This window comes from Methylovorus menthalis (assembly GCF_020523625.1).
Taxonomy (GTDB): Bacteria; Pseudomonadota; Gammaproteobacteria; order Burkholderiales; family Methylophilaceae; genus Methylovorus; species Methylovorus menthalis.
The window spans coordinates 292,435-315,256 of record NZ_JAJAQH010000001.1; the positions used below are offsets into that span (position 1 = coordinate 292,435).

At 55.4% G+C, this 22,822-nt stretch carries 20 protein-coding genes; 16 read left to right on the forward strand and 4 right to left on the reverse strand.

Annotation, left to right across the window (positions count from 1 at the left end; genetic code table 11):
• Window positions 1–55: 55 nt before the first annotated feature.
• Genes LG204_RS01315 through LG204_RS01325 form a run of 3 tightly spaced genes read right to left on the reverse strand, consistent with a single transcriptional unit; the run spans window position 56 to window position 5,784 of the window.
• Entirely contained in the window at window positions 56–1,459 is a 1,404-nt protein-coding gene (locus LG204_RS01315; RefSeq protein WP_230335591.1) for an efflux transporter outer membrane subunit, read from the reverse strand.
• Window positions 1,460–1,461: 2 nt separating this feature from the next.
• Window positions 1,462–4,599 carry an efflux RND transporter permease subunit gene (locus LG204_RS01320; protein ID WP_230335592.1) on the reverse strand — a complete coding sequence of 1,046 codons (3,138 nt, stop codon included), beginning with the start codon at window positions 4,597–4,599 and terminating at the stop codon, window positions 1,462–1,464.
• Between the two features lie 9 nt (window positions 4,600–4,608).
• Window positions 4,609–5,784: an efflux RND transporter periplasmic adaptor subunit gene (locus tag LG204_RS01325; RefSeq protein ID WP_230335593.1), complete on the reverse strand. Its 1,176-nt coding sequence runs from the start codon at window positions 5,782–5,784 to the stop codon at window positions 4,609–4,611.
• 140 nt (window positions 5,785–5,924) lie between these two features.
• Here LG204_RS01325 and LG204_RS01330 point away from each other — a divergent pair, with 140 nt between their 5' ends.
• From LG204_RS01330 to LG204_RS01355, 6 genes are all read left to right on the forward strand, one after another.
• A complete protein-coding gene (locus LG204_RS01330; RefSeq protein WP_230335594.1) occupies window positions 5,925–6,560 on the forward strand; it encodes a TetR/AcrR family transcriptional regulator in 636 nt (211 codons plus the stop codon).
• Window positions 6,561–6,834: 274 nt separating this feature from the next.
• On the forward strand, window positions 6,835–8,643 hold the full coding sequence (locus LG204_RS01335) for a GGDEF domain-containing protein (RefSeq protein ID WP_230335595.1): 1,809 nt from the start codon (window positions 6,835–6,837) through the stop codon (window positions 8,641–8,643).
• A gap of 103 nt (window positions 8,644–8,746) precedes the next feature.
• Window positions 8,747–9,550 carry an EAL domain-containing protein gene (locus LG204_RS01340; RefSeq protein ID WP_230335596.1) on the forward strand — a complete coding sequence of 268 codons (804 nt, stop codon included), beginning with the start codon at window positions 8,747–8,749 and terminating at the stop codon, window positions 9,548–9,550.
• 303 nt (window positions 9,551–9,853) lie between these two features.
• Window positions 9,854–10,840 (forward strand): catalase family peroxidase, encoded by a 987-nt coding sequence (locus tag LG204_RS01345; RefSeq protein WP_230335597.1) that lies wholly within the window; start codon window positions 9,854–9,856, stop codon window positions 10,838–10,840.
• Between the two features lie 39 nt (window positions 10,841–10,879).
• Window positions 10,880–11,341, forward strand: a complete 462-nt coding sequence (locus tag LG204_RS01350) for a MarR family winged helix-turn-helix transcriptional regulator (protein WP_230335598.1) — start codon at window positions 10,880–10,882, stop codon at window positions 11,339–11,341.
• 223 nt (window positions 11,342–11,564) lie between these two features.
• A complete protein-coding gene (locus tag LG204_RS01355; RefSeq protein WP_230335599.1) occupies window positions 11,565–12,389 on the forward strand; it encodes a helix-turn-helix transcriptional regulator in 825 nt (274 codons plus the stop codon).
• Here the strand turns inward: LG204_RS01355 and LG204_RS01360 are convergent, their stop codons facing one another.
• Window positions 12,390–13,343, reverse strand: a complete 954-nt coding sequence (locus LG204_RS01360) for a LysR family transcriptional regulator (RefSeq protein WP_230335600.1) — start codon at window positions 13,341–13,343, stop codon at window positions 12,390–12,392.
• 157 nt (window positions 13,344–13,500) lie between these two features.
• Here LG204_RS01360 and LG204_RS01365 point away from each other — a divergent pair, with 157 nt between their 5' ends.
• The 10 genes from LG204_RS01365 (at window position 13,501) to LG204_RS01410 (ending at window position 22,725) form a co-directional block, all read left to right on the forward strand.
• Complete coding sequence (locus tag LG204_RS01365; protein WP_230335601.1) at window positions 13,501–14,202, forward strand: pirin family protein; 702 nt, start codon at window positions 13,501–13,503, stop codon at window positions 14,200–14,202.
• Between the two features lie 69 nt (window positions 14,203–14,271).
• Complete coding sequence (locus tag LG204_RS01370) at window positions 14,272–15,150, forward strand: SDR family oxidoreductase (RefSeq protein ID WP_230335602.1); 879 nt, start codon at window positions 14,272–14,274, stop codon at window positions 15,148–15,150.
• Window positions 15,151–15,299: 149 nt separating this feature from the next.
• A complete protein-coding gene (locus LG204_RS01375; RefSeq protein WP_230335603.1) occupies window positions 15,300–15,965 on the forward strand; it encodes a hydrolase in 666 nt (221 codons plus the stop codon).
• A 64-nt stretch (window positions 15,966–16,029) separates the two neighbouring features.
• Window positions 16,030–17,907 (forward strand): amidohydrolase, encoded by a 1,878-nt coding sequence (locus LG204_RS01380; protein WP_230335604.1) that lies wholly within the window; start codon window positions 16,030–16,032, stop codon window positions 17,905–17,907.
• 7 nt (window positions 17,908–17,914) lie between these two features.
• A complete protein-coding gene (locus LG204_RS01385; RefSeq protein ID WP_230335605.1) occupies window positions 17,915–19,555 on the forward strand; it encodes an MFS transporter in 1,641 nt (546 codons plus the stop codon).
• The gene (locus LG204_RS01390) at window positions 19,548–19,784 is read left to right on the forward strand and encodes a DUF1427 family protein (protein ID WP_230335606.1); all 237 of its coding nucleotides are present in this window, start codon (window positions 19,548–19,550) and stop codon (window positions 19,782–19,784) included. Before LG204_RS01385 ends, LG204_RS01390 begins: the two co-directional genes overlap by 8 nt.
• The gene (locus tag LG204_RS01395; protein ID WP_230335607.1) at window positions 19,785–20,003 is read left to right on the forward strand and encodes a DUF1427 family protein; all 219 of its coding nucleotides are present in this window, start codon (window positions 19,785–19,787) and stop codon (window positions 20,001–20,003) included.
• Window positions 20,004–20,042: 39 nt separating this feature from the next.
• Window positions 20,043–20,768 (forward strand): M17 family peptidase N-terminal domain-containing protein, encoded by a 726-nt coding sequence (locus LG204_RS01400; RefSeq protein ID WP_230335608.1) that lies wholly within the window; start codon window positions 20,043–20,045, stop codon window positions 20,766–20,768.
• The gene (locus LG204_RS01405) at window positions 20,746–22,248 is read left to right on the forward strand and encodes an alginate export family protein (RefSeq protein WP_230335609.1); all 1,503 of its coding nucleotides are present in this window, start codon (window positions 20,746–20,748) and stop codon (window positions 22,246–22,248) included. Before LG204_RS01400 ends, LG204_RS01405 begins: the two co-directional genes overlap by 23 nt.
• Before the next feature lie 87 nt (window positions 22,249–22,335).
• On the forward strand, window positions 22,336–22,725 hold the full coding sequence (locus LG204_RS01410) for a hypothetical protein (protein WP_230335610.1): 390 nt from the start codon (window positions 22,336–22,338) through the stop codon (window positions 22,723–22,725).
• Window positions 22,726–22,822: the final 97 nt, after the last annotated feature.

Below are 22,822 nucleotides of genomic sequence, written 5' to 3' on the forward strand. Positions count from 1 at the left end.
TGATGTTTTCATTATGCCTTGCAGTCCACTGATTGGCGATGTGTCAGCCAAACACTCAGAACGCCCCGCCCCCCAGCACCTTGTACAGCGTGACCTGGTTGGAGACATCCGATAGCCGCACCGTGATGAGATTCTGCTGGGCGGAATAATAGCTACGTTGGGCATCCAGCACGGTCAAGTAATTATCCAGGCCTTTTTCGAAGCGCAGACGGGACAGCGTAAAGCTTCGCTCGGTAGCATTCGTCAGGGCAGTTTGGGCTGACAATTGCTCTTCCAGCGTGGCGCGCTGGGCAAGCGAGTCAGACACTTCCTTGAAGGCCGTCTGGATGGCTTTTTCGTATTGCGCCACGCTGATATCACGGTTCACTTCCGCCACCTTAAGATTGGCTTTATTCAGCCCGGCATTGAAGATGGGCAACACGATCTGCGGTGCAAAGCTCCATGCACGATTGTTTCCGTTAAACAGACTCCCCAACTCATTGCTGGCCAGCCCTGCACTGGCAGTGAGGGAAATCGTGGGGAAAAACGCAGCGCGGGCAGCGCCAATATTAGCGTTGTAGCCTTGAAGATCCCGCTCGGCTTCCAGCACATCGGGCCTGTTTTGCAACACGGTGGAAGGCAGGCCATCGGGAAGGGTCGCGGTTTGAGAGACGGCTTTCAGCGAGCGCATTTCGTCAAGCTTGACCTCCGGCGCAGTCCCCACCAGCAATACCAGGGCATTTCTGTCCTGATCGACCTGGGTCATGTATTTGGCTACATCGGCCCGCGCAGACTCCACAGTGGTTTCGGCTTGCCGCAAGGTGAGCTCGGTGACGCTGCCAAACTCCAGCTGCCGTTTGGTCATGTCATAGGATTCGCGCTGCGTACGAAAGGTCTCCCGGGCCAATTCCAGGCTTTCCATATCCGCCACCATGGTGAGATAGGCATTCGCCACCTCGGCCACCAACGTGATTTGGGCGCTACGTCTGGCTTCTTCGGTAGACAGGTATTGGTATACCGCCTGGTCACGCAGACTGCGGACACGGCCAAAGAAATCCAGCTCATACGACGAGAAACCCAGGTTTGCCGAATATTGATGGGTCAACAGCGTAGCGCCGGTAGTGGATGCTGCCGCTGGCGTACGTTGATTGGTGCCACTGCCCGTCGCATTGATCTTGGGAAAAAGATCTGCCCGCTGGATCTGATACTGGGCACGCGCCTTTTCAATATTCAAGGTGCTCACGCGCAGGTCACGATTGTTTTCCAGCGCCTGCCGGATCAGCTTTTTCAAATCTGGGTCGGTAAAAAACTGCTCCCATCCCAATACCGCAGGTGCCGTGGCCTGCTTCTGCACGGCATCCTTCGTGGCTGGCCACTGGGCGGGAATCGGCGCAGCTGGCCGTTCGTATTTGGGTTGCATGTTCATGCAACCGGCCAGCATAAGGGCGACGATTCCAAGAGGATAACTATACTTGTTCATTTTCATTGTTCCTTTTTGCTGCGTTCGCTTATCCATTGAACACCTCTGCGTACCGCTACAAAGAACAGCGGTACAAACAGCACTGCCAGCACGGTGGCGGTAATCATGCCGCCGATCACGCCAGTACCCAGTGCGTTCTGGGCACCAGAGCCTGCTCCGCTGGAGACAGCCAGTGGCAATACGCCCAGAATGAACGCAAGCGAGGTCATCACAATCGGCCGGAAGCGCAATCGCAAGGCTTCCAGCGTGGCTTCCACCATCTCCTTGCCTTGCTCCATTTGCTCCTTGGCAAACTCCACGATCAGGATGGCATTCTTGGCCGACAAGCCTATGGTCAACAACAGGCCGACCTGGAAATACACATCATTGGAAAGCCCTCTCAAGGAAGCGGCAATCAAGGCACCCACGACCCCCAGCGGCACCACCAGCATGACCGCAAACGGGATAGACCAGCTTTCATACAAGGCCGCCAGGCACAAGAACACGATCAGCAATGACAGGGCATACAGCGCGGGCGCCTGCGAGCCGGTCATGCGCTCCTGATAGGAAAGTCCGGTCCACTCGTAACCTATGCCTGGTGGCAATTGAGCGGCTAGCGATTCCATGATCGCCATGGCTTCGCCTGTGCTGTGACCAGGGGCAGGCGACCCCATGATTTCTGTCGATGACAAGCCGTTATAGCGCTCCAGTCGTGGTGATCCATAAGCCCAGTGAGCCGTGGCGAACGAAGAGAATGGCACCATCTCGCCATTGGCATTCTTGACGAACCATTTGTCAAAATCCTTGGGGTCCATGCGGGAAGCAGCATCGCCTTGCAGGTAAACCCGCTTGATACGGCCACGATCAATGAAGTCATTCACATATGAGCTACCCCAGGCGGTCGATAGCAAAGAATTAATATCCGCCAGCGAGATGCCCAGCGCATTGGCTTTGGCGCGATCGATGTCCAGCTTGTATTCGGGTGAGTCCTCCTGCCCGTTAGGCCGAATGCCGACCAGCGCAGGGTTGGCCGATGCCATGCCCAGCAGCTGGTTGCGTGCCTGCATCAGCGCTTCATGCCCCAGGCCAGCCCGGTCCTGAAGTTGCAAGTCAAACCCGGTGGCATTGCCCAGCTCCACCACGGCAGGCGGAATAAACGCGAATACCATCGCCTCGCGGATTTGTGAAAAGTAGCCCATGGCTTTACCGGCGACGGCGGTTATTTTCAGATCGGGGCGCTTGCGTTCAGACCAGTCCTTCATGCTCACAAAGGCAATGCCGTTGTTCTGCCCGCTACCGGCAAAGCTGAAGCCAGAGACGGTAAACACTGAATTAACGGCTTCTTTCTGATCTTCCAGAAAATGCCGCTCGACTTGCTTCAATACAGCCTGTGTACGCTCCGTGGTACCGCCCGCGGGCAATATCACCTGGGTAAACAGAATGCCCTGGTCTTCATCGGGCAGGAAGGAGGAAGGCAGGCGCATAAAGAGCACGCCCATGACAACCACAATCAGACCATACACAATCCCATAGCGGCCCAGGCGGTTCAGCATGCGCTGCACCAGAGACTGATTCAACCTGGTGGTACGTTCCACGCCACGGTTGAATCCGCCAAACATCCTGCTGAACAGGCTGCGTTTCGTGCTTGCATGACCATGGCTATGTGGCTTGAGCAAGGTTGCACACAAGGCGGGGGTCAGAACCAGCGCTACCAGCACGGAGAGCGCCATGGCCGAGACGATGGTGATGGAGAATTGACGGTAAATCACGCCGGTAGAGCCGCCGAAGAATGCCATGGGCACAAACACGGCAGAAAGCACGAGGGCAATGCCTATCAGCGCCCCGGTGATCTGCTCCATGGAGCGGCGGGTCGCTTCCTTGGGTGACAATCCTTCTTCCTGCATCACCCGTTCCACGTTTTCGACGACGACAATCGCATCATCCACCAGCAGGCCGATCGCCAGCACCATGGCAAACATGGTGAGCGTATTGATAGAGAAGCCCGCTGCCGCCAGCACGCCAAAGGTCCCCAACAGCACTACGGGCACCGCAATCGTTGGAATCAGCGTGGCGCGGAAATTCTGCAAGAACACATACATCACCAGAAACACGAGAATGATGGCTTCAATCAGCGTCTTGATCACTTCTTCAATCGACACTTTGACAAAGGGCGTGGTGTCATAAGGCACCACGGCTTTCATGCCTTGCGGGAACAGGGGCTGCAATTCGGCGAGCTTGGCCTTCACGGCTTCTGCCGTATCCAGCGCATTGGCACCAGTCGCAAGCTTGATCGCCAGACCAGTGGCCGGTTTGCCGTTGTAGCGGGCCACCACGTCGTAGCTCTCCCCACCGAGCTCGATGCGCGCAACATCACGCAACCTCACGGCTGCGCCATCGGTAGTGCTTTTCAGCAGTATGTCGCCGAACTGCTCCGGTGTTTGCAAGCGGCTTTGCGCAGTCACCGTGGCATTGAGTTCCTGCCCCTGACTGGCGGGCATGCCACCAATCTGGCCTGCAGATACCTGGGCATTCTGTGCCGTGATGGCGCTACTGATATCCGCCGGGGTCAGTGCATAGTTATGCAGCTTGGCGGGATCGACCCAGATGCGCATCGCATATTTGCTGCCAAACAGCTGGGTATCGCCCACGCCGTTAACCCGACTGACAATATCCTGGATGTTCGACCCGACATAATCGCCGAGGTCGATATTCGACATGCTGTTGTCTTCGGAAATAAAGCCGACCACCATCAGGAAATTGCTGGAAGCCTTGGCTACCTGCACCCCCTGACGTTGCACTTCTTCGGGCAACAGCGGCGTTGCCAGCGCGAGTTTATTCTGCACCTGCACTTGGGCAATATCCGGGTTGGTACCCGCATCAAACGTCAGGGTGATGGTCACACTGCCGGACGAATCACTGGTGGAAGACATATACGTCAGGTGATCAATGCCTTTCATCTTCTGCTCGATCACCTGCGTCACGCTGTCTTCCACAGCCTTTGCCGAGGCACCGGGGTAGGTGGCCGTGATGGAGACCGAAGGTGGTGCAATCAGCGGGTATTGGGCAATCGGTAGCGAGCGGATGGCGAGTACCCCGGCCAGCATGATGACTATGGCGATCACCCAGGCAAAAATGGGACGATCAATAAAGAATTTAGACATGATCAGCCCCTAGATTTGCTTGCTAGCACTGGTTTTATCGGGCGATACCACCTGTGCCGGCATCCCGGGACGTATCTTTTGCAAACCGTTCACAATGACCTGATCCCCGGCATTGAGGCCTTTATGCACCAGCCATTGATCACCCTGTGTCTGGTCTGCCTCGATATTGCGTGCTTCTACCTTGCCATCGCGGCCCAGCACTAACACCATGGGGTTACCCTTGGAATCACGGCTCACACTGCGTTGTGGCACCAGGATAGCGCGGTCATCCACCCCTTGCTCCAGCACGGCACGCACATACATACCGGGCAACAGCACACCCTTGGGGTTGGCGAAGACGGCGCGCAGGGTAACGGTGCCGGTCGTCTGGCTCACAGTAATATCGGTAAAGGCAAGCTTGCCGTTCAAGCCATAGCTACTGCCATCTTCCAGCACCAGCTTTACTTCGGCCTGGTTTTCCCCGGCCTTTTTCAGCATGCCGCTTTCCCATTGGTGGCGTAGCCTTAACAGCTCGGCGCTGGACTGCGTCACATCTACATATATCGGATCAAGCTGCTGTATGGTGGTCAGCGCGGTTTCCTGATTGGCAGTTACCAGCGCCCCTGGCGTCACATTGGACTTCGCGACCCGGCCCGAAATGGGGGCAATCACGCTGGTGAATCCCAGGTTGATTCTCGCTGTCTGCAAGGTAGCCTTGGCAACATCCACATCGGCCTGCCCCTGGCCTAGCGAGGATTGGGCATCTTCCAGATCCTGCTTGCTGACGGCCTGTATGGTCGACAACTCGCCATAGCGGGTCGCTTTGCTCTTTGCGGCCACCAGATTGGCTTCGGCCTTGTTCAGGCTGGCCTGCGCACTATCCAGTGTCGCTTTGTAAGTCGCGGGATCAATTTGATACAAGGGCTGACCAGCTTTCACATCAGCGCCCTCTACAAACAAGCGCTTCTGCAGAATGCCGCCCACCTGCGGGCGGACCTCTGACACCAGGAAAGGTGAGGTGCGTCCGGCCAGCTCGGTCGTCAGGTTGACCGACTGTGGCTGAACCGTCACGACTTCAACCTGTGCCGCACCTGGCGGGTTTTCTGCGGGCGCACCCCCTTGATGACATCCGGCCAGGAGCGCATTCCCAGCGAGCAACATCAACAAAATGGCTGACAGGCGCATGTGTTTTAGATTGGATTTCATATGGCTTTCCTTTACCCCGTGAAGGTATTGCTTGCACAGAACACTTAAAATTTAGATCGATCATTCTAGATTGAGCGATCATTCTAATATAAACTACGCAAAAGGCAACTTTTTTACATTTTTTGATGTTAGGAGACGTAATGACCACTTCCCAGCCCATCAGCCGGGCCGACCTCCGGCGCAACCAGGTGCTGACGGCAGCCACGGAATGCTTCAGGGCGCATGGTTTTCATGGCACCAGCATGTCCCAGTTATCAAAAGCCTCCGGGATGAGCGTCGGCCATATCTACCATTACTTTGAGAATAAAGAAGCCATCATTGAAGCCATTGTGGAAAATGACCTGCTGAAAATATTGCAGATTCCAGAGCGTATTGAGCAAAGCCGTGGCGAGGGCGATATTTTTGACGCCCTGGTGGCGGATGTGGAGCAGAGCGCTGCCGATGCATTTTACGATCCCGATGCGGCGCTACTGCTGGAAATCGTGGCTGAGGCGGCGCGTAATCCCCGCATCGCCAGCATCATCCGGCGGGCAGAGACCACCGCCATGGAAAGCATCAAGCGTTATCTGCGCAAAGGGCTGCTTCAGCGCAATTCCGACTTTTCAGAAGAATCACTGGATACTGCCTGCAATCTGCTGGCCTCCTTATTCGAGGGGCTCACCATACGCTTGATCCGGAACCCTGAACTCTCCTTGCAAAACAGCATCCCCATGATGCGCAGGATCATTCGTTATATGCTTGAACATGAGCTTCCCAGCCCAGCAGACACCAACTAAATACGGGAATTAAGCCAAAAAGCAAAACATCCAAGGGCCGCAAGGCCCTTTTTTATTAGGCATATACCGTCCGGGCGGCTTTAAGTACTGTCAAAAAATGCCGATATGGTTACAGCTAGCCAGTTTGTACTGGTAGAGTTTAGAAAAACCATAAGTCTCGCCAGAGAGCTTCTGAAAGTCGCCATATCATGTCTTCCAACCACAGTGCTATCGTAAAAACAAAATTGCGTTTCCGAATCGGTGATATCCCGAGATGGCAATGGAGTCATGCAAGATGGTAAGCACCATCGATCCGAGCGGAATCTCTTCCGCAGGCAAGACCAGCAGTCTGATGAAGAGCTTTATTACCTTTGGCATTTCATCGCTGCTTATCCTGATCAGCCTCGCCACATTCTTAATCACCGTGGAGTGGCAGGAATTCAGACGGGCCAGCGCCGCCCACCAGTCCACTGTCAAACTCAAGCTCCTGTTGCTCTATGCAGAAAAACTCTCGCGTGAACGTGGGCCCACCAATGCCATTCTCGGAAACGCTGATACCGATGACGGCTCATTACGTGAGACCCTGAAGCTGGCAAGAACAGAAACGGATGATGCGTATGCACGCCTCTGCGCTACCCTTCGTTGTAGTACGCTATCGAACAACCTGACCAGTGAACTTAAACAGCTGGCGCTGGAGCTGGAGCAAGAAAGGGAAACGATAGACACCCTGGCAAACATTCCCCTGCAAGAACGCGGAAATGAACGCATAAGCGCACAGATTGAGCGCATGGTTGGCTTTATAAGCACAATAAGGCCATTGATCACAACGCTCAGCAACGACGTTATTACCTCCTCACCGGCCATCAGCCTGCTGATTACCGAAGCTCGCCTGGCTGCTACATTGCGCGAATATGCGGGGCAATTAGGGTCAGCACTTACCCCCTCGCTGAGCTTCAAGCGCGAAAGAACCTTCAAAGAACAGCTGAAGCTGGAGCGCCTGAAAGGGCATATCGAAGAATTGCATATGCGTCTCTCCGCTCATTTGGCGGTGGGAACGTTGCCTCCAGAAATTGCCAATGCAAAAGCAAAAATGGAGGAAGAGTACTTTGAAGATGCGCATGCCTATCTTGCCAGCATCGAAACATCAAGCAATCTGGAAACACTGCCTAGCCCTGACACATTCTATAAAATATATGTGCCCCTGATGAATTCGATTGTGACCCTGCGGGATGCCCTGCTGGCTGAAGCCGAAGCCAGCACGATCAAGGCCAAAGAAGATTCGTTGCTGGCGTTGAGTGTGGTGAGCATCCTCATGCTTGTTTTCCTGGGATTGACCATCAAGAAGTTACGCATTATCCATCAACAGGTCGTGGTTCCGATGATGCAGGCCTCTCATGCCCTGAAAGCGATTGGTGCCGGCAATTTTCAGGAAATTACCCACTCGAACAATCTGCCGGAAGAAATTGCCGAGGTCATGGAAGGCATCAACACTCTTAATCGTCAGATCAATGCCCGCATCGGCCTGGAACAAGAGCGCGATGAGCTCGTAAAAACCTTGACCCTGCAATCTTCCACCGACTTCTTGACCGGCCTTAAAAATCGCCGCGGCTTTTATGAGACCGCCAATATCGAATATGCACGGGCACAGCGCCATGCCTGTGAAAGCTGCATCATGATCATCGACATTGACCATTTCAAGGCGGTGAACGATACCTACGGGCACTCCGCAGGCGACTGGGCACTGACCTTTATTGGTGGCATTCTGAAAGATAATTCGCGCATACACGACATCTCGGCACGGCATGGCGGGGAAGAGTTCATCTGCATGCTAGGTAACAGCAACCTGGAAGAGGGCTGCATGTTTGCCGAAAAAATCCGCACCCTGATTCAGGCAGCCATGGTCAACATCGGCCCAGACTTAACGCCGATCAAACTCACGGTCAGCATAGGCATCACAAGCACCCAGTCTCAGCACCCACCACTGGACCTGCTGATCGAGCAGGCCGACCGTGCGCTGTATATGGCCAAAAACCTGGGGCGTAACCGCGTACAGCGCTTTGACCACACCGCACTTGCCGCTACGGCGCAATATTCGCTGCTTTGATGGTAACCAGCGCGACCCATCCTGATGCACAGCAGTCCTGTATTCAAATCATGCTAAATTAGACGTTGGTCTTGGTAGACAACGCACTGGAGGTAGATAGACCATGGGTATGTTAGACAACTTCGTTCCAGTCGGCTGCAAAGCTTGCAGAGACAAAACCAAGCTCGGCATCGACTTCACGATGGCATTTCAGCCGATTGTGGATATCTCGAACAACAGCGTATTCGGCTACGAAGCCCTAGTGCGCGGCATCAACAATGAAGGTGCCGCCAGCATCCTTTCCCAGCTGAACGATGAAAACCGCTACCTGTTTGATCAATCCATACGCGTCAAAGCCATCGACCTGGCACAACAGCTGAATTTGCAAGGCATGCTCAGCATCAACTTTCTACCCAATGCCGTTTACAAGCCTGAAACCTGCATACGCGCCACCCTCGAAGCCGCCGCCGAAGTCAACTTTCCTACAGACAGGATCATGTTTGAAGTCACGGAAGGCGAGCGCGTGATTGATAACGAGCACCTGCGCAATATTTTCATTGAATACAAAAAGCACAACTTCACCACCGCCATTGATGACTTTGGTGCAGGTTACGCCGGGCTCAATCTGCTCGCCGACTGGCAGCCCGACATCATCAAACTTGATATGGCAATGACCCGCAATATCCATCAGGACCGTGTTCGCCGGGCACTGGTATTCGGCATTCTGTCGATCTGCCGTGAACTCTCTATCCAGGTGATTGCTGAAGGCATAGAGGTCAGAGAGGAATGCCTGACCCTGGCCGACGAAGGTGTCACGTTGTTCCAGGGATATTTTTTCGCGAAACCGGGCTTTGAATGCCTGCCTGAAATCCCGGAAGAGGTTTGGCCACTAGTTAAATCCCGCCGTGCGCGCGATAGCCGCAGGTAAAGCGCTCTATACGGCTTCAAGCCTAATCCAAAGCATATCCATCCTGGCGCCAGGTTAAATGGTCATGCAACTCATGACACTTGTCATCCCAAGGCCCTGATCAAATAAACAAAATTGATCAATCGGGAAGATCGCGTAATACTCATACTCAGCAATACCCAACGGGACCACCCGTGTTGCCAGGCAAGGCTGCAGGACGAGCCGCCATTGCGTTAGCCCGGTAGAGCACAGTCAATCTTATTCAATACATTTGAGTCAGTTGCCTCTACCCTTTGTGAAAAATAACTATCATTGGGAGCTTCCATGAACACTGCTTTAAAACCTGTGCTTTTACTGCTGCTGGCGAGCGTATCGGCATCTGCCCTGGCAGATGATGCCAAACCAGTCACCGAACAGCTGGTGGATACCCTAACCCAGCTTGCCGGCGGGCCACACCCGAAATTTCGAGCCAACCACGCCAAAGGCATAGTCGCTGAAGGCGTATTCACGCCAGCCGCCAGTGCCGCCGAGATCACCAAGGCCAGCATATTCACCAGCTCCAATCCTGTGACCGTGCGCTATTCGGATGCGACTGGCGTGCCGAATATTCCGGATGCTGATGGCAATGCATTCCCCAAGGGCATCGCCATCCGTTTCAACCTGCCCGACCAAAGCCTGGCTGACCTGGTATGCATCTCGGTGAATGGCTTCCCGTCGGCTACGCCTGAAGACTTTCTGGGCCTGCTGAATGCCGTGGCCGCTTCCGGCAAGGAAACCACCAAACCCTCCACGATTGAAAAATACCTGGGCAGCCATCCGGCCGCGCTCAAGTTTGTGACCACCCCAAAGCTGCCACCTGAAAGTTTTGCCACCCAGGCCTTTTTTGGCGTGAATGCGTTCAAGTTCACCAATGCCAAGGGCGAAACCCACTACGGTCGCTACCGCATTGAGCCGGTGACTGGTCAGAAATTCCTCTCGCCAGAAGCCGCCAAGGCAGCCGATGCCAATTACCTGATGAACGAGCTGCCCGCCAGACTGAAGTCCGGAGCTTATAGCTACAAGATTTCGGTGCAGATTGCCGAAGCGGACGATACGCTGAATGACGCTACCGTGTCGTGGCCCGACTCACGCCGCGTGGTGGAGCTGGGCACGCTGCAAATCAAGGCGATCAAGGCCGATGGCGCCAGCTATGAAAGACAGGTGATGTTCAGCCCGCTCAATCTGGTTGATGGCATAGAGCCGAGCGATGACCCGATATTGCTGGCTCGCCCCAGTGCTTATGCCGTGAGTTTTGGCCGCCGCCTGCAGTAATCCATTCAATGTCTGGGGATTTCTGATGACAGGATCCCCATGGGAGACCACTCTGTGTCCAAAGGTTTGACCGCCACCCCGGCCATTAGCGATCTGCTCTGTTATGCCTTGTATTCAAGTTCGCTGGCCATGTCGCGGGTATATCGGCCCTTGCTTGCTGGTTTGTCGCTGACTTATCCGCAGTATCTGGTGCTGATGGTGCTGTGGACACAGGATGGCCTCACCGTATCTGAAATCGGTGAATCGCTTGCGCTCAACTCAGCGACACTGACGCCATTGCTGAAGCGCATGGAAAGCACAGGCTATATTCTCCGTGCACGCTCATCTGCCGACGAGCGCCAGGTGATGGTAAACCTGACCGGCAAAGGCCAGCAAACGCGTAGCGAGTCGGCCCGCATCATGTCTTCCATCACCCAGGCTGCTGGCCTTAGCGAGACAGCCATGGTGGATTTGTGCGAAGAGCTGCACCGACTCAGGAATAATTTGAACCGACTGGTGTAAACCGAAAAAATATTAAGAGGTGGCATCGCCGCCCTTTTTTAAGAAAACTATATTGCACACGATTTAATCGCGTGCAACCGCCGAGACTGATGCTATTAGGCATATCCACAAGAATTGCATCCAGGCTCATGTTCACTACCACTTCATTGCGAGTTGCTCACTACCAGGGTGCGATACCCAAAAAGACCAGCATGCGGTGGCATGAGAAGAAACAGGGGGGATGATGGCCAAGACAGCAGATACCAGACTGACACACAGCACGCATGGCGATTTACATCTGTATCGCTATGACATGGCGGCGGGCACTCGCGTCAACATGGACAAGGTGTTCCATGAAGAAATCGCTATTATCGGATTTGAGGGCTGCGCCTGGCATAGCTCGCAAAATGGCCGCTACTATTTTGAAACACCGGATTGCCTGGTGATCCGCGATGCCGGGCAGATTTTCTCGCTGGAGTCCGCGTATATTTCGCCGCAAGGCGCCGTATGCCGAGAGTTGAGGTTTGCACCTGAATTTCTGGATACCCTCTGCGCCCAACTGGAGTTACCGCGACCCGAACTTGATTACAGCAATCCCTTGCTGACATTTGAGCCATTGACCCAGCTGTTCATCAAAACCCATACCCTGATAGAAAGCCAAGAATGTGCACTGGCAAAATCCAGCTATCTCACCACGTTTTTCTATGCCCTGCTCAATATCAAGCTGTCGCCGCGTCTTGTGCAGCAGCGCTCATCCAGTCCACAAAAGCTCAAGTTTGCGATTGACTACCTGCGAGCTTATTTCAGCGATGGCATCACGCTGCCGGACCTGGCGAAACATATAGGCATGAATCCCTTTGTGCTGCTCAGACAGTTCAAAAAGCATGTCGGCATCACCCCGCATGAGTACCTGCAGATCTACCGCGTCATCCAGGCCAGAAAGCTCATTGCGCAAGGCCACAAGCTCAGCGATGTAGCACCACTGTGCGGGTTTGCCGACCAGAGCCACCTGACCCGCAGCTTTCGCAAGAGGATAGGCGTCACGCCTGGGCGTTATTTTTCGCTCTGATTAGCCTGATACGCCGAGCACCGACGGCGGATATGCCGGGTTGAGGCTGTCCACCCATAGCCGATCAACAATATCCGGCGCGCCTTTTATGCGGGCGATCCACCATTTAAGGCCTTCCCCTGCTTCTGCCGTGCGCCATGCCAGGCACACTGGCTCCGGCGGACGCGGCTCCTGCACTTCCTTCGCCATCAGCAAACCCTGCGCTATCGCCTGCTGCGCAAGCGGGACGGGCAGGAATCCAAACCCCAGCCCGGCAATCTGGTAATCCAGCTTGGCCCGCATGGTGGGTACGGACAAGGTATCCTGCCCCAGTAGCAAACCCACGGTGCGCGGCGCCAGACGCCTTACCGAATCGCTGACAACGACCGCGCGGTAGGGCGCCAGATCATTCTTGCCCAGTGGTTTTTCCACTGCGGCCAAGGGGTGCGCTGGTGCTACGCAAAAGACAAACTCGGTCATGCCCAGCACCTCTCTCGCATAACCTCCGCCCGAAGGCCCCTCGCCTGCGGCGCCGATCAGAATATCCACCCTGCCTTCCAGCAAAGCTTCCCAGGTGCCCGATAGCGATTCCTGCACCAGCTTGATCCGGGTGCCAGCCATGCTGCAAAACGCCTGTATGTCGGCCGCCAGTGTGCGGGTGGCAAACATGGTATCCATGCCGATACTGAGCTCGATCTCCCAGCCTGAAGCCACACGCTTGACGCGCTGCTCCAGCTCTTCCGCCGCCCGTATCAGGTAGCGCCCCTCGGTAAGCAGCTCCAGCCCCACTTTGGTCAAGGAGACCTTGGGGCCTTGCCGCTCATAAATCTGCACACCGAGATCCTGCTCCAGTTTGCTGATCGTGTACGAAATCGTCGATGGCACCTTGAACAAGGCGCCACCAGCGGCGGCAAATGAACCGAGGCGGTCTACCGCATCCAGTACCAACAGGGCATCCAGGCTGATTCTAAACATTCGAAATTTTCGATCCTATACAGGTAATTTTTCCGTTTTTCTTCTCTTCGAAGCGCGTTCATACTGGCTCCAATGCTAAACGACAGAAGAATATCAGGCAATTAAAGATATTCGAAAAAACTGCATCTACCTATTAACGTTATCAAAGGAGCACACCATGTTAGAGCTACTCAAGAATTCACAACGCGGCGCAGCAGATCACGGTTGGCTGCAATCGAACCACTCATTTTCATTCGGCCAATACTGGAATCCCGAGCAAATGGGGTTTGGTCCGCTGGTGGTGATCAATGAAGACCGCGTGCAACCAGCCCAGGGCTTTGGTACCCACGGCCATCGCGACATGGAAATCATCAGCTATGTGTTGAGCGGCGCCTTGGAACACAAGGACAGCATGGGCAATGGCTCCGTGATCCGCTACGGCGACGTGCAACGCATGAGTGCTGGCACTGGCGTAAAACACAGCGAGTTCAACCACTCGAAAACAGAGCGCGTGCACTTTCTGCAAATCTGGATAGAGCCAGCCACCAATGGCATAGAGCCCGGCTACGAGGAAAAGCACTTTCCGGTGGAAGCCAAGCAAGGGCAACTGCGCCTGATTGCCTCGCCTGATGGCCGTGATGGCTCGGTGGTGATCCACCAGGATGCGCTGCTGTTTGCCAGCATCCTGGATCAGAACGATGCAGTTAACTATGAGCTCCAGTCTGGCCGCACCGCCTATCTACACCTGATACGCGGCGCGCTTGAAGTGAACGGGCAGAAGCTCACTACGGGTGACGCGCTGAAAATCAAGGACATTGCCGCACTGGACATCCGCCAAGCCAGCAATGCCGAGTTCTTGCTGTTTGACCTGCCTTACTGAGCAGAGCGCACCGACTTTTGACTTGAGCCATATTTGATTTAGCCGATTTTTAACTTAGGAGTAGATGTCATGAAAAACGAAACCATCCTCATCATCGGGGCTGCAGGCAACAATGGCCAGGCCACACTGGCCGCGCTGCAGAACATAGTGGACGCGAACACCCACGTGCGGGCCGCAGTGCGCAACGAATCGCGCGGCCAGCAATTGCGGGCAGATTATCCAGGTATTGAAACCGTGGTGGTGGATCTCGATCAGCCTGCCACCCTGATCACCGCCTTTGCTGGCGTGACCAAGGTGTTCATGATCCCCGGCAATGTGGAAAACCGTGCGCAGCATGCCAAAGCAGCGATTGATGCCGCAGCGGCCGCCGGTACAGTCAATCAGTTCGTGTTGTATTCGGTAGTTGGCGCTGAGTGGGAGGCCATCCTGTTTGCCCGCCAGTTCCGCGAAGCCGAAAAATACCTGGAAGCCTCAGGCTTGCCATGGACGCATCTGCGCACCATCTGGTTTCAGGAAAACTTCGTCAACTGGGCGGCAGGCATCAAGCAGGGCGCGTTTTACTTCGGCGTGCGTGAAGGCCGCTTTGCCCCACTCAATGTGCAAGACATAGGCGCGATTGCCGCTCGGATACTGACCACGCCAGGCCACGAGCGCAAAGCATACAACATCACCGGCCCCGAGCTGCTTTCTGGCTACGACATGGCCGCCATTTTCAGCCGCGTCACCGGTCGCCATGTGGATTATGTATCGCCACAAGCCACCGCCACTTATGAATCCCTGATTCAGGATGGCTGGCCTGAGTGGCAGGCCAAAGGGGTGCTGGAGCTGTTTGAGGTGTTCGCCTCCAACCAGGCTGCTGTTGTCTCGCCTGACGGCGAAGCGTTGCTCGGGCGGCCTTTGACCCGGTTTGAAGAGTTTGTCCAGCAATCCCGCTCAACCTTTATCTAGAACGCACGGCCTGCCATCTCAGGGTGGCAGGGTTTTGCAAGCGTCAGTCAATTTCATTCAATACGGCAACAAACAGAGTTGCTATAACTACCCCTACATTAATAACCACTGCTTCGCAGGCTTCATCATTCACCAACAAGGAGGACATCATGTCAGCAGCAACCGAAAAACTGATTACCCCGGACAATTGCGTTTTTGTCTTTATCGACCACCAGCCACAAATGTCATTTGGTGTGACCAATATTGATCGCCAGCTGCTGAAAAATAATACGGTAGCCATTGCCAAAGCGGCCAAGCTATTCAACATTCCCACTATCCTCACTGCCGTGGAGACCGAATCGTTCAGTGGCTATATCTGGCCAGAGCTAATGGATGTGCTGCAGCAGGACCCGATTGAACGCACCAGCATGAATAGCTGGGAAGACGCCAAATTTATTGAAGCCCTTAAGAAAACCGGTCGCAAGAAACTGGTTATCGCCGCCCTCTGGACCGAAGCCTGTCTGGTATTTCCCACCCTGTGCGCACTGGCAGAAGGCTACGAAGTGTTGATGGTCACCGATGCTTCCGGCGGCACCTCGGTAGAAGCCCACAATGCCGCCATTCGCCGCTGCGAAAGCCATGGCGCCGAATCCATCACCTCCATCCAGGTATTGCTGGAACTGCAACGCGACTGGGCTCGCAAAGAGACCTATGTTGGCACCACCGACATTGCGCGCGAACACTTTGGCGCCTACGGCATGGGCATCGATTACGCCGCCAGCCTGCTGCATGACTACGGCCAGCGTGCGAAATACCCGCACAAGGTCGTCAAGTAAGTCTCCCGTGGTGGCCGGGGATCCCCGGCCACCCCCGTATTGCCCATGCTGATCAGAGGTGCCCATGTCGACCGCCCGCGTTGAAACCATTTTATATAACGGCAGAATCACAACACTGGATACTGACCACTCCGAAACCAGTGCCATTGCACTCGCGGCAGGCAAGGTGGTGGCCACCGGCACCGATCAGGAGATACATGCTCTCGCCGGCCCCGATACGCAAAAGATCGACCTGGCAGGCAAACGGGTATTGCCTGGCTTGAATGACTCGCACCTGCATCTTATTCGCGGCGGTCTCAACTACAACATGGAGCTGCGCTGGGAAGGCGTAGGCAGCGTGCAGGATGCGCTTGCCATGTTGAGACTGCAGGCAGCGCGCACCCCAGCGCCGCAGTGGGTGCGTGTGGTGGGCGGCTGGAGCGAGTTTCAGTTCAAGGAAAGGCGCATGCCCACGCTGGCCGAAATCAACGCGGCGGCCCCCGACACGCCCGTGTTCATCCTGCATTTATATGACCGGGCCTTGCTGAATGCAGCCGCGTTAAGGGCGGCAGGCATCAGCAAAGACACGCCGGACCCGGCAGGCGGACGCATAGAGCGCGATGCCAGAGGCAACCCCACTGGCATGCTGATCGCCGAGCCGAACGCGATGATTCTGTATTCCACACTGGCCAAAGGCCCGAAACTGCCACTGGAAGACCAGATCAATTCCACCCGTCATTTCATGCGCGAACTGAATCGGCTGGGCGTTACCAGTTGCATTGATGCTGGCGGCGGCTTTCAGAATTATCCGGAAGATTATCAGGTGATAGAGCGGCTGCATGCCGAAGGACAGATGACGCTGCGCATTGCCTATAACCTGTTTACGCAGAACAAGGGCGGCGAGCTGGGCGATTTTCAGAAATGGAGCGGCATGGTCACGCCCTACAGTGGCGATAGCTACTTGCGCCACAACGGCGCGGGCGAGATGCTGGCATTTTCTGCCGCCGACTTTGAGGACTTTCTGCAGCCGCGGCCGGACATGGCTGCCAATATGGAAAAAGACCTGGGCGAAGTCGTGCGCTTTCTGGTTGAAAAACGCTGGCCATTCCGCCTGCATGCCACCTATGACGAAACCATAGGCCGTGCGCTGGATGTATTCGAAGCCATAGACCGCGATACCCGCTTTGATGATTTGCGCTGGTTTTTTGACCATGCCGAAACCGTATCGGAAAAAAACCTGGAGCGCATCAAACGCCTGGGCGGCGGCGTCGCCGTGCAGCACCGCATGGCATTTCAGGGTGAATACTTTGTGGATCGCTACGGTAAAAAAGCCGCCGAACATACGCCGCCCATTCGCAAGATGCTGGAGCTGGGCGTGCCTGTGGGTGGCGGCACTGATGCCACCCGTGTTGCCAGCTTCAACCCCTGGGTGTCGCTCTACTGGCTGGTCACTGGCAAAACCCTGGGTGGGCTTGCCCTCTATGGCGAGAGCAATTGCCTGGAACGCGAAGAGGCGCTACGTCTGTGGACCACGGGCAGCGCTTATAAATCAAGCGAAGAGTCAGTCAAAGGCACGCTTGCTGCCGGCATGTATGCGGATCTCACGGTATTGTCGGCCGACTTCATGACAATTCCCGATGAAGCCATCAAGGCGATCACGTCGGTGATGACCATCGTCGGTGGCAAGATCGTTTACGCGGCTGGCGATTATCAGCACTACGATACGCCATTGCCGCCAGCCAGCCCCGACTGGTCACCTGTGCGTTACTTCGGCGGACACCAGACAGCGGACACGCACTATGCCGCTTGCTCATCACCCGGTTGCGCAGTGCACGGGCATGCTCACCCCCATGCGCACGGACACGATGGAAAACTTTCCCGATGGCTGGGGCTGGATCAGGATCGCCAGCGCCCCAGTTTTGACAACCCCTGGGCCATTGGTTGTGGCTGCTTTGCCTATTAAGAACATCATGACAACTACTCAGACCCCGGCTACGGCCACCTCCGCATTCGCCCCATTCAAATACCGCATTTTCACGGTGTTATGGCTGGCAACGCTTATCTCCAATGTCGGCACCTGGATGTTCAATGTGACCTCCGGCTGGATCATGACCGACCTTTCACCTTCCCCATTCATGGTATCGCTAGTGCAGGTCGCGACGGCGCTGCCCATTTTTATCTTTGCATTACCCGCAGGAGCGCTTGGGGATATTTTTGATCGCCGCAAATTGCTGCTGATCACCCAAATCGCCTCTGCCGGCGCCTTGTTTCTGTTCGCTGCCATCCTGTGGGCCGGGCACGTCAGTGCATGGGTGCTACTGCTGTTTACCTTTCTCACTGGTGCGGGTTCCGCGTTTGCCATGCCGGCCTGGCAAGCCATTGTTCCCCGGCTGGTCGGCAAGGAAGCCTTGCAACCTGCCATTGCGCTTAACGGCGTCAGCGTCAATATTGCGCGTGCCATCGGCCCGGCACTGGGCGGCTTTATTCTGGTCGCAGCGGGCGCCACCGCCACCGTGATATTTGATGCAGTTTCTTATCTGTTTGTAGCTGCGGCATTGCTATGGTGGCGGGCAAGCGCCGGCAAAACCGACACCCTGCCACGCGAACACATGGTGGGTGCCATGCGAGCCGGCATTCGCTTTTCCCTCGGCAGCCATGCCTTGCGCAGCACCATCATTCGCGCATTGGCTTTCTTTACCTTTGCTTCGGCTTACTGGGCCCTGTTGCCGCTTATTGCCAAAGAATTGCTGCATGGCGGCCCCGGTCTTTACGGCATTATCCTAACAGCACTGGGCGCGGGCGCAGTCGCCGGCACCTTCCTCATTGCCTCCTTGCGCAAACGGCTGAGTGCCAACGCCTTGGTGGCTGCTGGCACCGCAGGCAGCGCACTGGCCATGGGCCTGTTTGCTTATGGCGGTACCGCCATCCTGGGGGTGATCGCAGGTGTAATTGCCGGGCTGTCCTGGATCATGGTGATTTCATCGCTCAATGTTTCAGCGCAAACTGCCTTGCCCGACTGGGTGCGCGCACGCGGGCTCGCCATATTCCAAATGATGTTCTGGGGTGCCATTACGGCTGGCTCCTTGCTCTGGGGCAAGCTCGCCATGAGCCTTGGCCTGCCACATGCCCTACTGCTGGCAGCGGCAATTTCCCTGCTGTTCATCCCGCTCACCTGGCGCTTCAAGCTCAACCTTGGCGAGCATGATGACTATGTCCCGTCCGGCCACTGGCCCGAGCCCGTATTGTCCACGCCGGTAGCGCATGATCGCGGCCCCGTGCTGGTCACTATCGAATACAACATCCGCCCTGAAGACAGCCATGCCATGCATTTACTGATGCGCGAACTAGGAGCACTGCGTCGACGTGATGGCGCTGTGCACTGGGGCTTGTTTGAAGATGTAGCACGCCCCGGTACCTTCATCGAGATCTTCATTGAGGAATCCTGGGTAGCGCACATGCGCCAACATTTGCGCGTATCTGGCACCCATAAACAGCTGCAGGGAAAAATACGTGCCCTGCATCAAGGAGATAGCGCCCCTACAGTACGGCACGCGGTGACGCCGCAGCATGGCGCAGCCAGCATTCACTTACCGGAGGATCACCATGATTAAGATAGTACTAGGCCTGGTGCTTGGCTTTGGCATAGGTTTTTTTTGCCGCTGGAGTGGCGTGCCGGTTCCGGCGCCGCCGGTATTGGCTGGCGCATTGCTGGTGCTTGCCATGACCATAGGCTATTTGATCGCTGACAATATTGCCCGCCACCGTAAAAACACCACGCGGCATCTATGCGGTGGCCCTACTGGCAAACCGCCTTCAGACACACACAAGGAGGTTCTCTAAATGGAAACGCTACTGTTTGGCATTGCCCTTGGACTAGCCATCGGCTTTGCTTGCCGCTGGTTTGATATTCCGCTGCCTTCGCCACCCAATCTGGTGGGGGCTTTGTTGGTGGTGTCTATGACCTTGGGCTTTCTTGCAGCCAACACCCTGCTGAGCCCATCCACTCCTGCCACGGCCACTCATGCCAGCACTACTTCGCCAGCACCAGCGTCCAGCTGAGAAGCCTGCACTCACTATCTCTATCTAGAAGGAATCATCATGCATCTTCGCCATCTTGCCTCGCTGACTGTCAGCTTGTTGGGCAGCCTGCTTACACTGTCCGCATTTGCCGATACCCCACAAACCTCCTTCAAGGCCCCACATGGCATGACCATTAGCGTGAAGCAGATTGGCCCGGTCACGCAAACCACCGAGCTGCAGATCATCACGCTGCTCAAGCACAAGCCGGAGGGCGATCAATACATTGAGGCCATGCAGGATTTCAATGCCAAGCAGGGTGGTTTGATCCAGGCGCTGCGCGAGCGTGGCGAGTTTGTTGGCGAACTGGGGGAAACCCTGCTGTATACGCCGCCAGGTCATTCCATCACGCCTAAGCGCGTGCTGCTGATCGGCCTCGGCGATGAGAAAGAGCTGTCACTGGAAAAGCTGCAACTGGCTGGGCGGATTGCCATTCGTGAAGCGACCCGGCTCAAGGCGCACCATGTCTCATTTGCTCCTACGCTGCGCGATCAGGGCAGCAGCTTGATAGAAGTAGGCACTGGCGATGCGGCCGTAGTGGAGCAGGGGCTGTTGGCTTATGACACCGAAAAACGCCTGCAGGCGCAAGGACTCGCTCCGGCGTTTGATATCAAGGACTGGGTGATTGAAGCAGGCCCCAAATACTATCAAAGCGTGAATACGCAGATTGAAAGCACCATCAAACAGGTAACGCTCACGCTGCAACAAAAAGACGCCGCCCCATATGTCGCGCCCAGCAAAAAATAGTCTGCTGCTTGCCGGTGTGCTGGGCAGCCTGGCCTCAGGCATGACATCCAGCGCACTGGCAGATGATTTTGTCACGCCGCTGGACCCGAAAACTGGCCAGGTACTGGTGTTGCCGGAAGACTCCGTGCTGGCAGAAGACGCTACCGCGGGGCACCCAAGTCGCCATCCGCCGCCTTACACTTTGCTGCGTTACACCGAACGCTACTCTTACCTGGCTGACCCTGGCTATCCACATGAATGGCTGGACCGGATCAAATATATCCCGCTAGCCCCGGGCAACCCGGAAAGTTATCTCAGCCTGGGCGGCGAATTGCGTGAACGCTACGAGAGCTACCACAATCAGGGCTTTGGCGTTTCTGGCCCCAAACAGAATGATTACGGGCTGCAACGCATCCTGCTGCATGCTGACTTGCATGTTAACGAACGCTTGCGCGTATTCGTCCAAGGCATATCCAGCATACAGTTTGGTGGAGAATTCAAAAGCCCGATCAACCAGAACCCGCTTGATCTGCAGCAAGCTTTTGTTGATTACACCTGGGGCGAGCCCACGCCAAGCGGTGAACGCCTTACTTTGCGCGGTGGGCGCTTTTCCATGGCCTATGGTTCAAGCAGGCTGGTCGCTACCCGCGCCGCGCCTAATACACCGCTCAAGTTTGATGGCATACAGCTGATCGCCTCGACCGGAGGCAAAACCAAGCTATATGCCTTTGCCACACGGCCAGTCGAAGAGCAGCGCTATCGCCCGGACGCCGCCAATGAGGAGCAGGCGTTTTATGGGGTATATGCCTCAACGCCCCTTTGGCCAAGCTTGAGCGTGGACCTTTACTACCTGGGTTTGCGCGACGAAAAAGCGGCTTATGCCGATGCCAGTGGCGTGGAAAATCGTCACAGCATCGGTAGTCGCTGGTTTGGCAAACATGGCCAATGGGACTACGACCTCGAGGCCGTTTATCAGTTTGGCAACGTAGACCATAGCGATATACGGGCGTGGACCGCGGCAAGCGATGTGGGCTATACCTTTACGCAACATCCGTGGCAACCCAGGCTCGGATTCAAGTTGGATGTCGCCAGCGGGGATAGGCATCAGGGGGATAACAGGCTTGGTACATTCAACCCGCTGTTTTTCAAGGCGGGCTATTTTAACGATGCCAGTCTGCTACGCCCCGCCAATATCAAAGATATGCATCTTTCTCTGCAAGCGCAGCCACTGGAAAATGTCACCGCCACTCTGGGCTCGGATGTCATCTGGCGTTTCAGCAAACAAGATGCCATCTATGCCACCAATGGTGCCATCAGCCTGCCCGCTAACCACGATGGCATGTATGTAGGCACAACGGCCGAAGGTTCGCTGCAATGGAAAGCCAGCCGTCATCTGGTGGCCACCCTGTCTTATGTACATCTGTACGCCAGTTCCTACGTAAAAAATGCAGGGGGCGATGATGTGGATTACTTCGCTACCTGGGTCAGTTTCTTGTGGTAAAGCTGAAAAAATAACCGCAGCCTGATGACATATATACAGACCTGTATATATACTAGCTTCTCCATTCACAACACAAGGGAGAAGATAATGAATGTTTTACTCATAGGATCAGTTGCTTGCATCACGGCATTGATCTCATCCGCCTGGTTGATGACCTTTGCCAAATGGTTTCCGTTGCCAGGCGTGGATGCTTTCGTGGTCGATTACAAAACCATGATACGCGCGCACGTGGACTATGCGCTCATGGCCTTGTTCGGTCTGGGATTTTATGGCGCTGGCGTCGAACTCCCCGTCATTGCCTGCTGGTGTCTGGCGATTGGCGGTTTCACCAATCCCACCATTTTCACCATTGCGGCGTTTGATCCGGATTTCTGGAGCAAGAAAAAGTGGAAAGTATTTTCCGCGCTCAGCTTTGTCGTCTCCACCATCGGCTTCATGTGGATTGCCTGGACACTGTTAATGCATGCGCTCGCCTGAGTGATTTTAGCGTCTCAATAAAGCTGACTTGGAAGGGTTGCTTGAAGGCGTCCTTCCAATCATTGTCAATCAAAAACCGTTTTAACGTCTTCCGTGC

What these genes read in the sequence shown, in the direction of transcription:
- LG204_RS01315 (WP_230335591.1), bottom strand. Translation starts at nt 1,459, where the DNA reads ATGAACAAGTATAGTTATCCTCTTGGAATCGTCGCCCTTATGCTGGCC.
- LG204_RS01320 (WP_230335592.1), bottom strand. Translation starts at nt 4,599, where the DNA reads ATGTCTAAATTCTTTATTGATCGTCCCATTTTTGCCTGGGTGATCGCC.
- LG204_RS01325 (WP_230335593.1), bottom strand. Translation starts at nt 5,784, where the DNA reads ATGAAATCCAATCTAAAACACATGCGCCTGTCAGCCATTTTGTTGATG.
- LG204_RS01330 (WP_230335594.1), top strand. Translation starts at nt 5,925, where the DNA reads ATGACCACTTCCCAGCCCATCAGCCGGGCCGACCTCCGGCGCAACCAG.
- LG204_RS01335 (WP_230335595.1), top strand. Translation starts at nt 6,835, where the DNA reads ATGGTAAGCACCATCGATCCGAGCGGAATCTCTTCCGCAGGCAAGACC.
- LG204_RS01340 (WP_230335596.1), top strand. Translation starts at nt 8,747, where the DNA reads ATGGGTATGTTAGACAACTTCGTTCCAGTCGGCTGCAAAGCTTGCAGA.
- LG204_RS01345 (WP_230335597.1), top strand. Translation starts at nt 9,854, where the DNA reads ATGAACACTGCTTTAAAACCTGTGCTTTTACTGCTGCTGGCGAGCGTA.
- LG204_RS01350 (WP_230335598.1), top strand. Translation starts at nt 10,880, where the DNA reads ATGGGAGACCACTCTGTGTCCAAAGGTTTGACCGCCACCCCGGCCATT.
- LG204_RS01355 (WP_230335599.1), top strand. Translation starts at nt 11,565, where the DNA reads ATGGCCAAGACAGCAGATACCAGACTGACACACAGCACGCATGGCGAT.
- LG204_RS01360 (WP_230335600.1), bottom strand. Translation starts at nt 13,343, where the DNA reads ATGTTTAGAATCAGCCTGGATGCCCTGTTGGTACTGGATGCGGTAGAC.
- LG204_RS01365 (WP_230335601.1), top strand. Translation starts at nt 13,501, where the DNA reads ATGTTAGAGCTACTCAAGAATTCACAACGCGGCGCAGCAGATCACGGT.
- LG204_RS01370 (WP_230335602.1), top strand. Translation starts at nt 14,272, where the DNA reads ATGAAAAACGAAACCATCCTCATCATCGGGGCTGCAGGCAACAATGGC.
- LG204_RS01375 (WP_230335603.1), top strand. Translation starts at nt 15,300, where the DNA reads ATGTCAGCAGCAACCGAAAAACTGATTACCCCGGACAATTGCGTTTTT.
- LG204_RS01380 (WP_230335604.1), top strand. Translation starts at nt 16,030, where the DNA reads ATGTCGACCGCCCGCGTTGAAACCATTTTATATAACGGCAGAATCACA.
- LG204_RS01385 (WP_230335605.1), top strand. Translation starts at nt 17,915, where the DNA reads ATGACAACTACTCAGACCCCGGCTACGGCCACCTCCGCATTCGCCCCA.
- LG204_RS01390 (WP_230335606.1), top strand. Translation starts at nt 19,548, where the DNA reads ATGATTAAGATAGTACTAGGCCTGGTGCTTGGCTTTGGCATAGGTTTT.
- LG204_RS01395 (WP_230335607.1), top strand. Translation starts at nt 19,785, where the DNA reads ATGGAAACGCTACTGTTTGGCATTGCCCTTGGACTAGCCATCGGCTTT.
- LG204_RS01400 (WP_230335608.1), top strand. Translation starts at nt 20,043, where the DNA reads ATGCATCTTCGCCATCTTGCCTCGCTGACTGTCAGCTTGTTGGGCAGC.
- LG204_RS01405 (WP_230335609.1), top strand. Translation starts at nt 20,746, where the DNA reads ATGTCGCGCCCAGCAAAAAATAGTCTGCTGCTTGCCGGTGTGCTGGGC.
- LG204_RS01410 (WP_230335610.1), top strand. Translation starts at nt 22,336, where the DNA reads ATGAATGTTTTACTCATAGGATCAGTTGCTTGCATCACGGCATTGATC.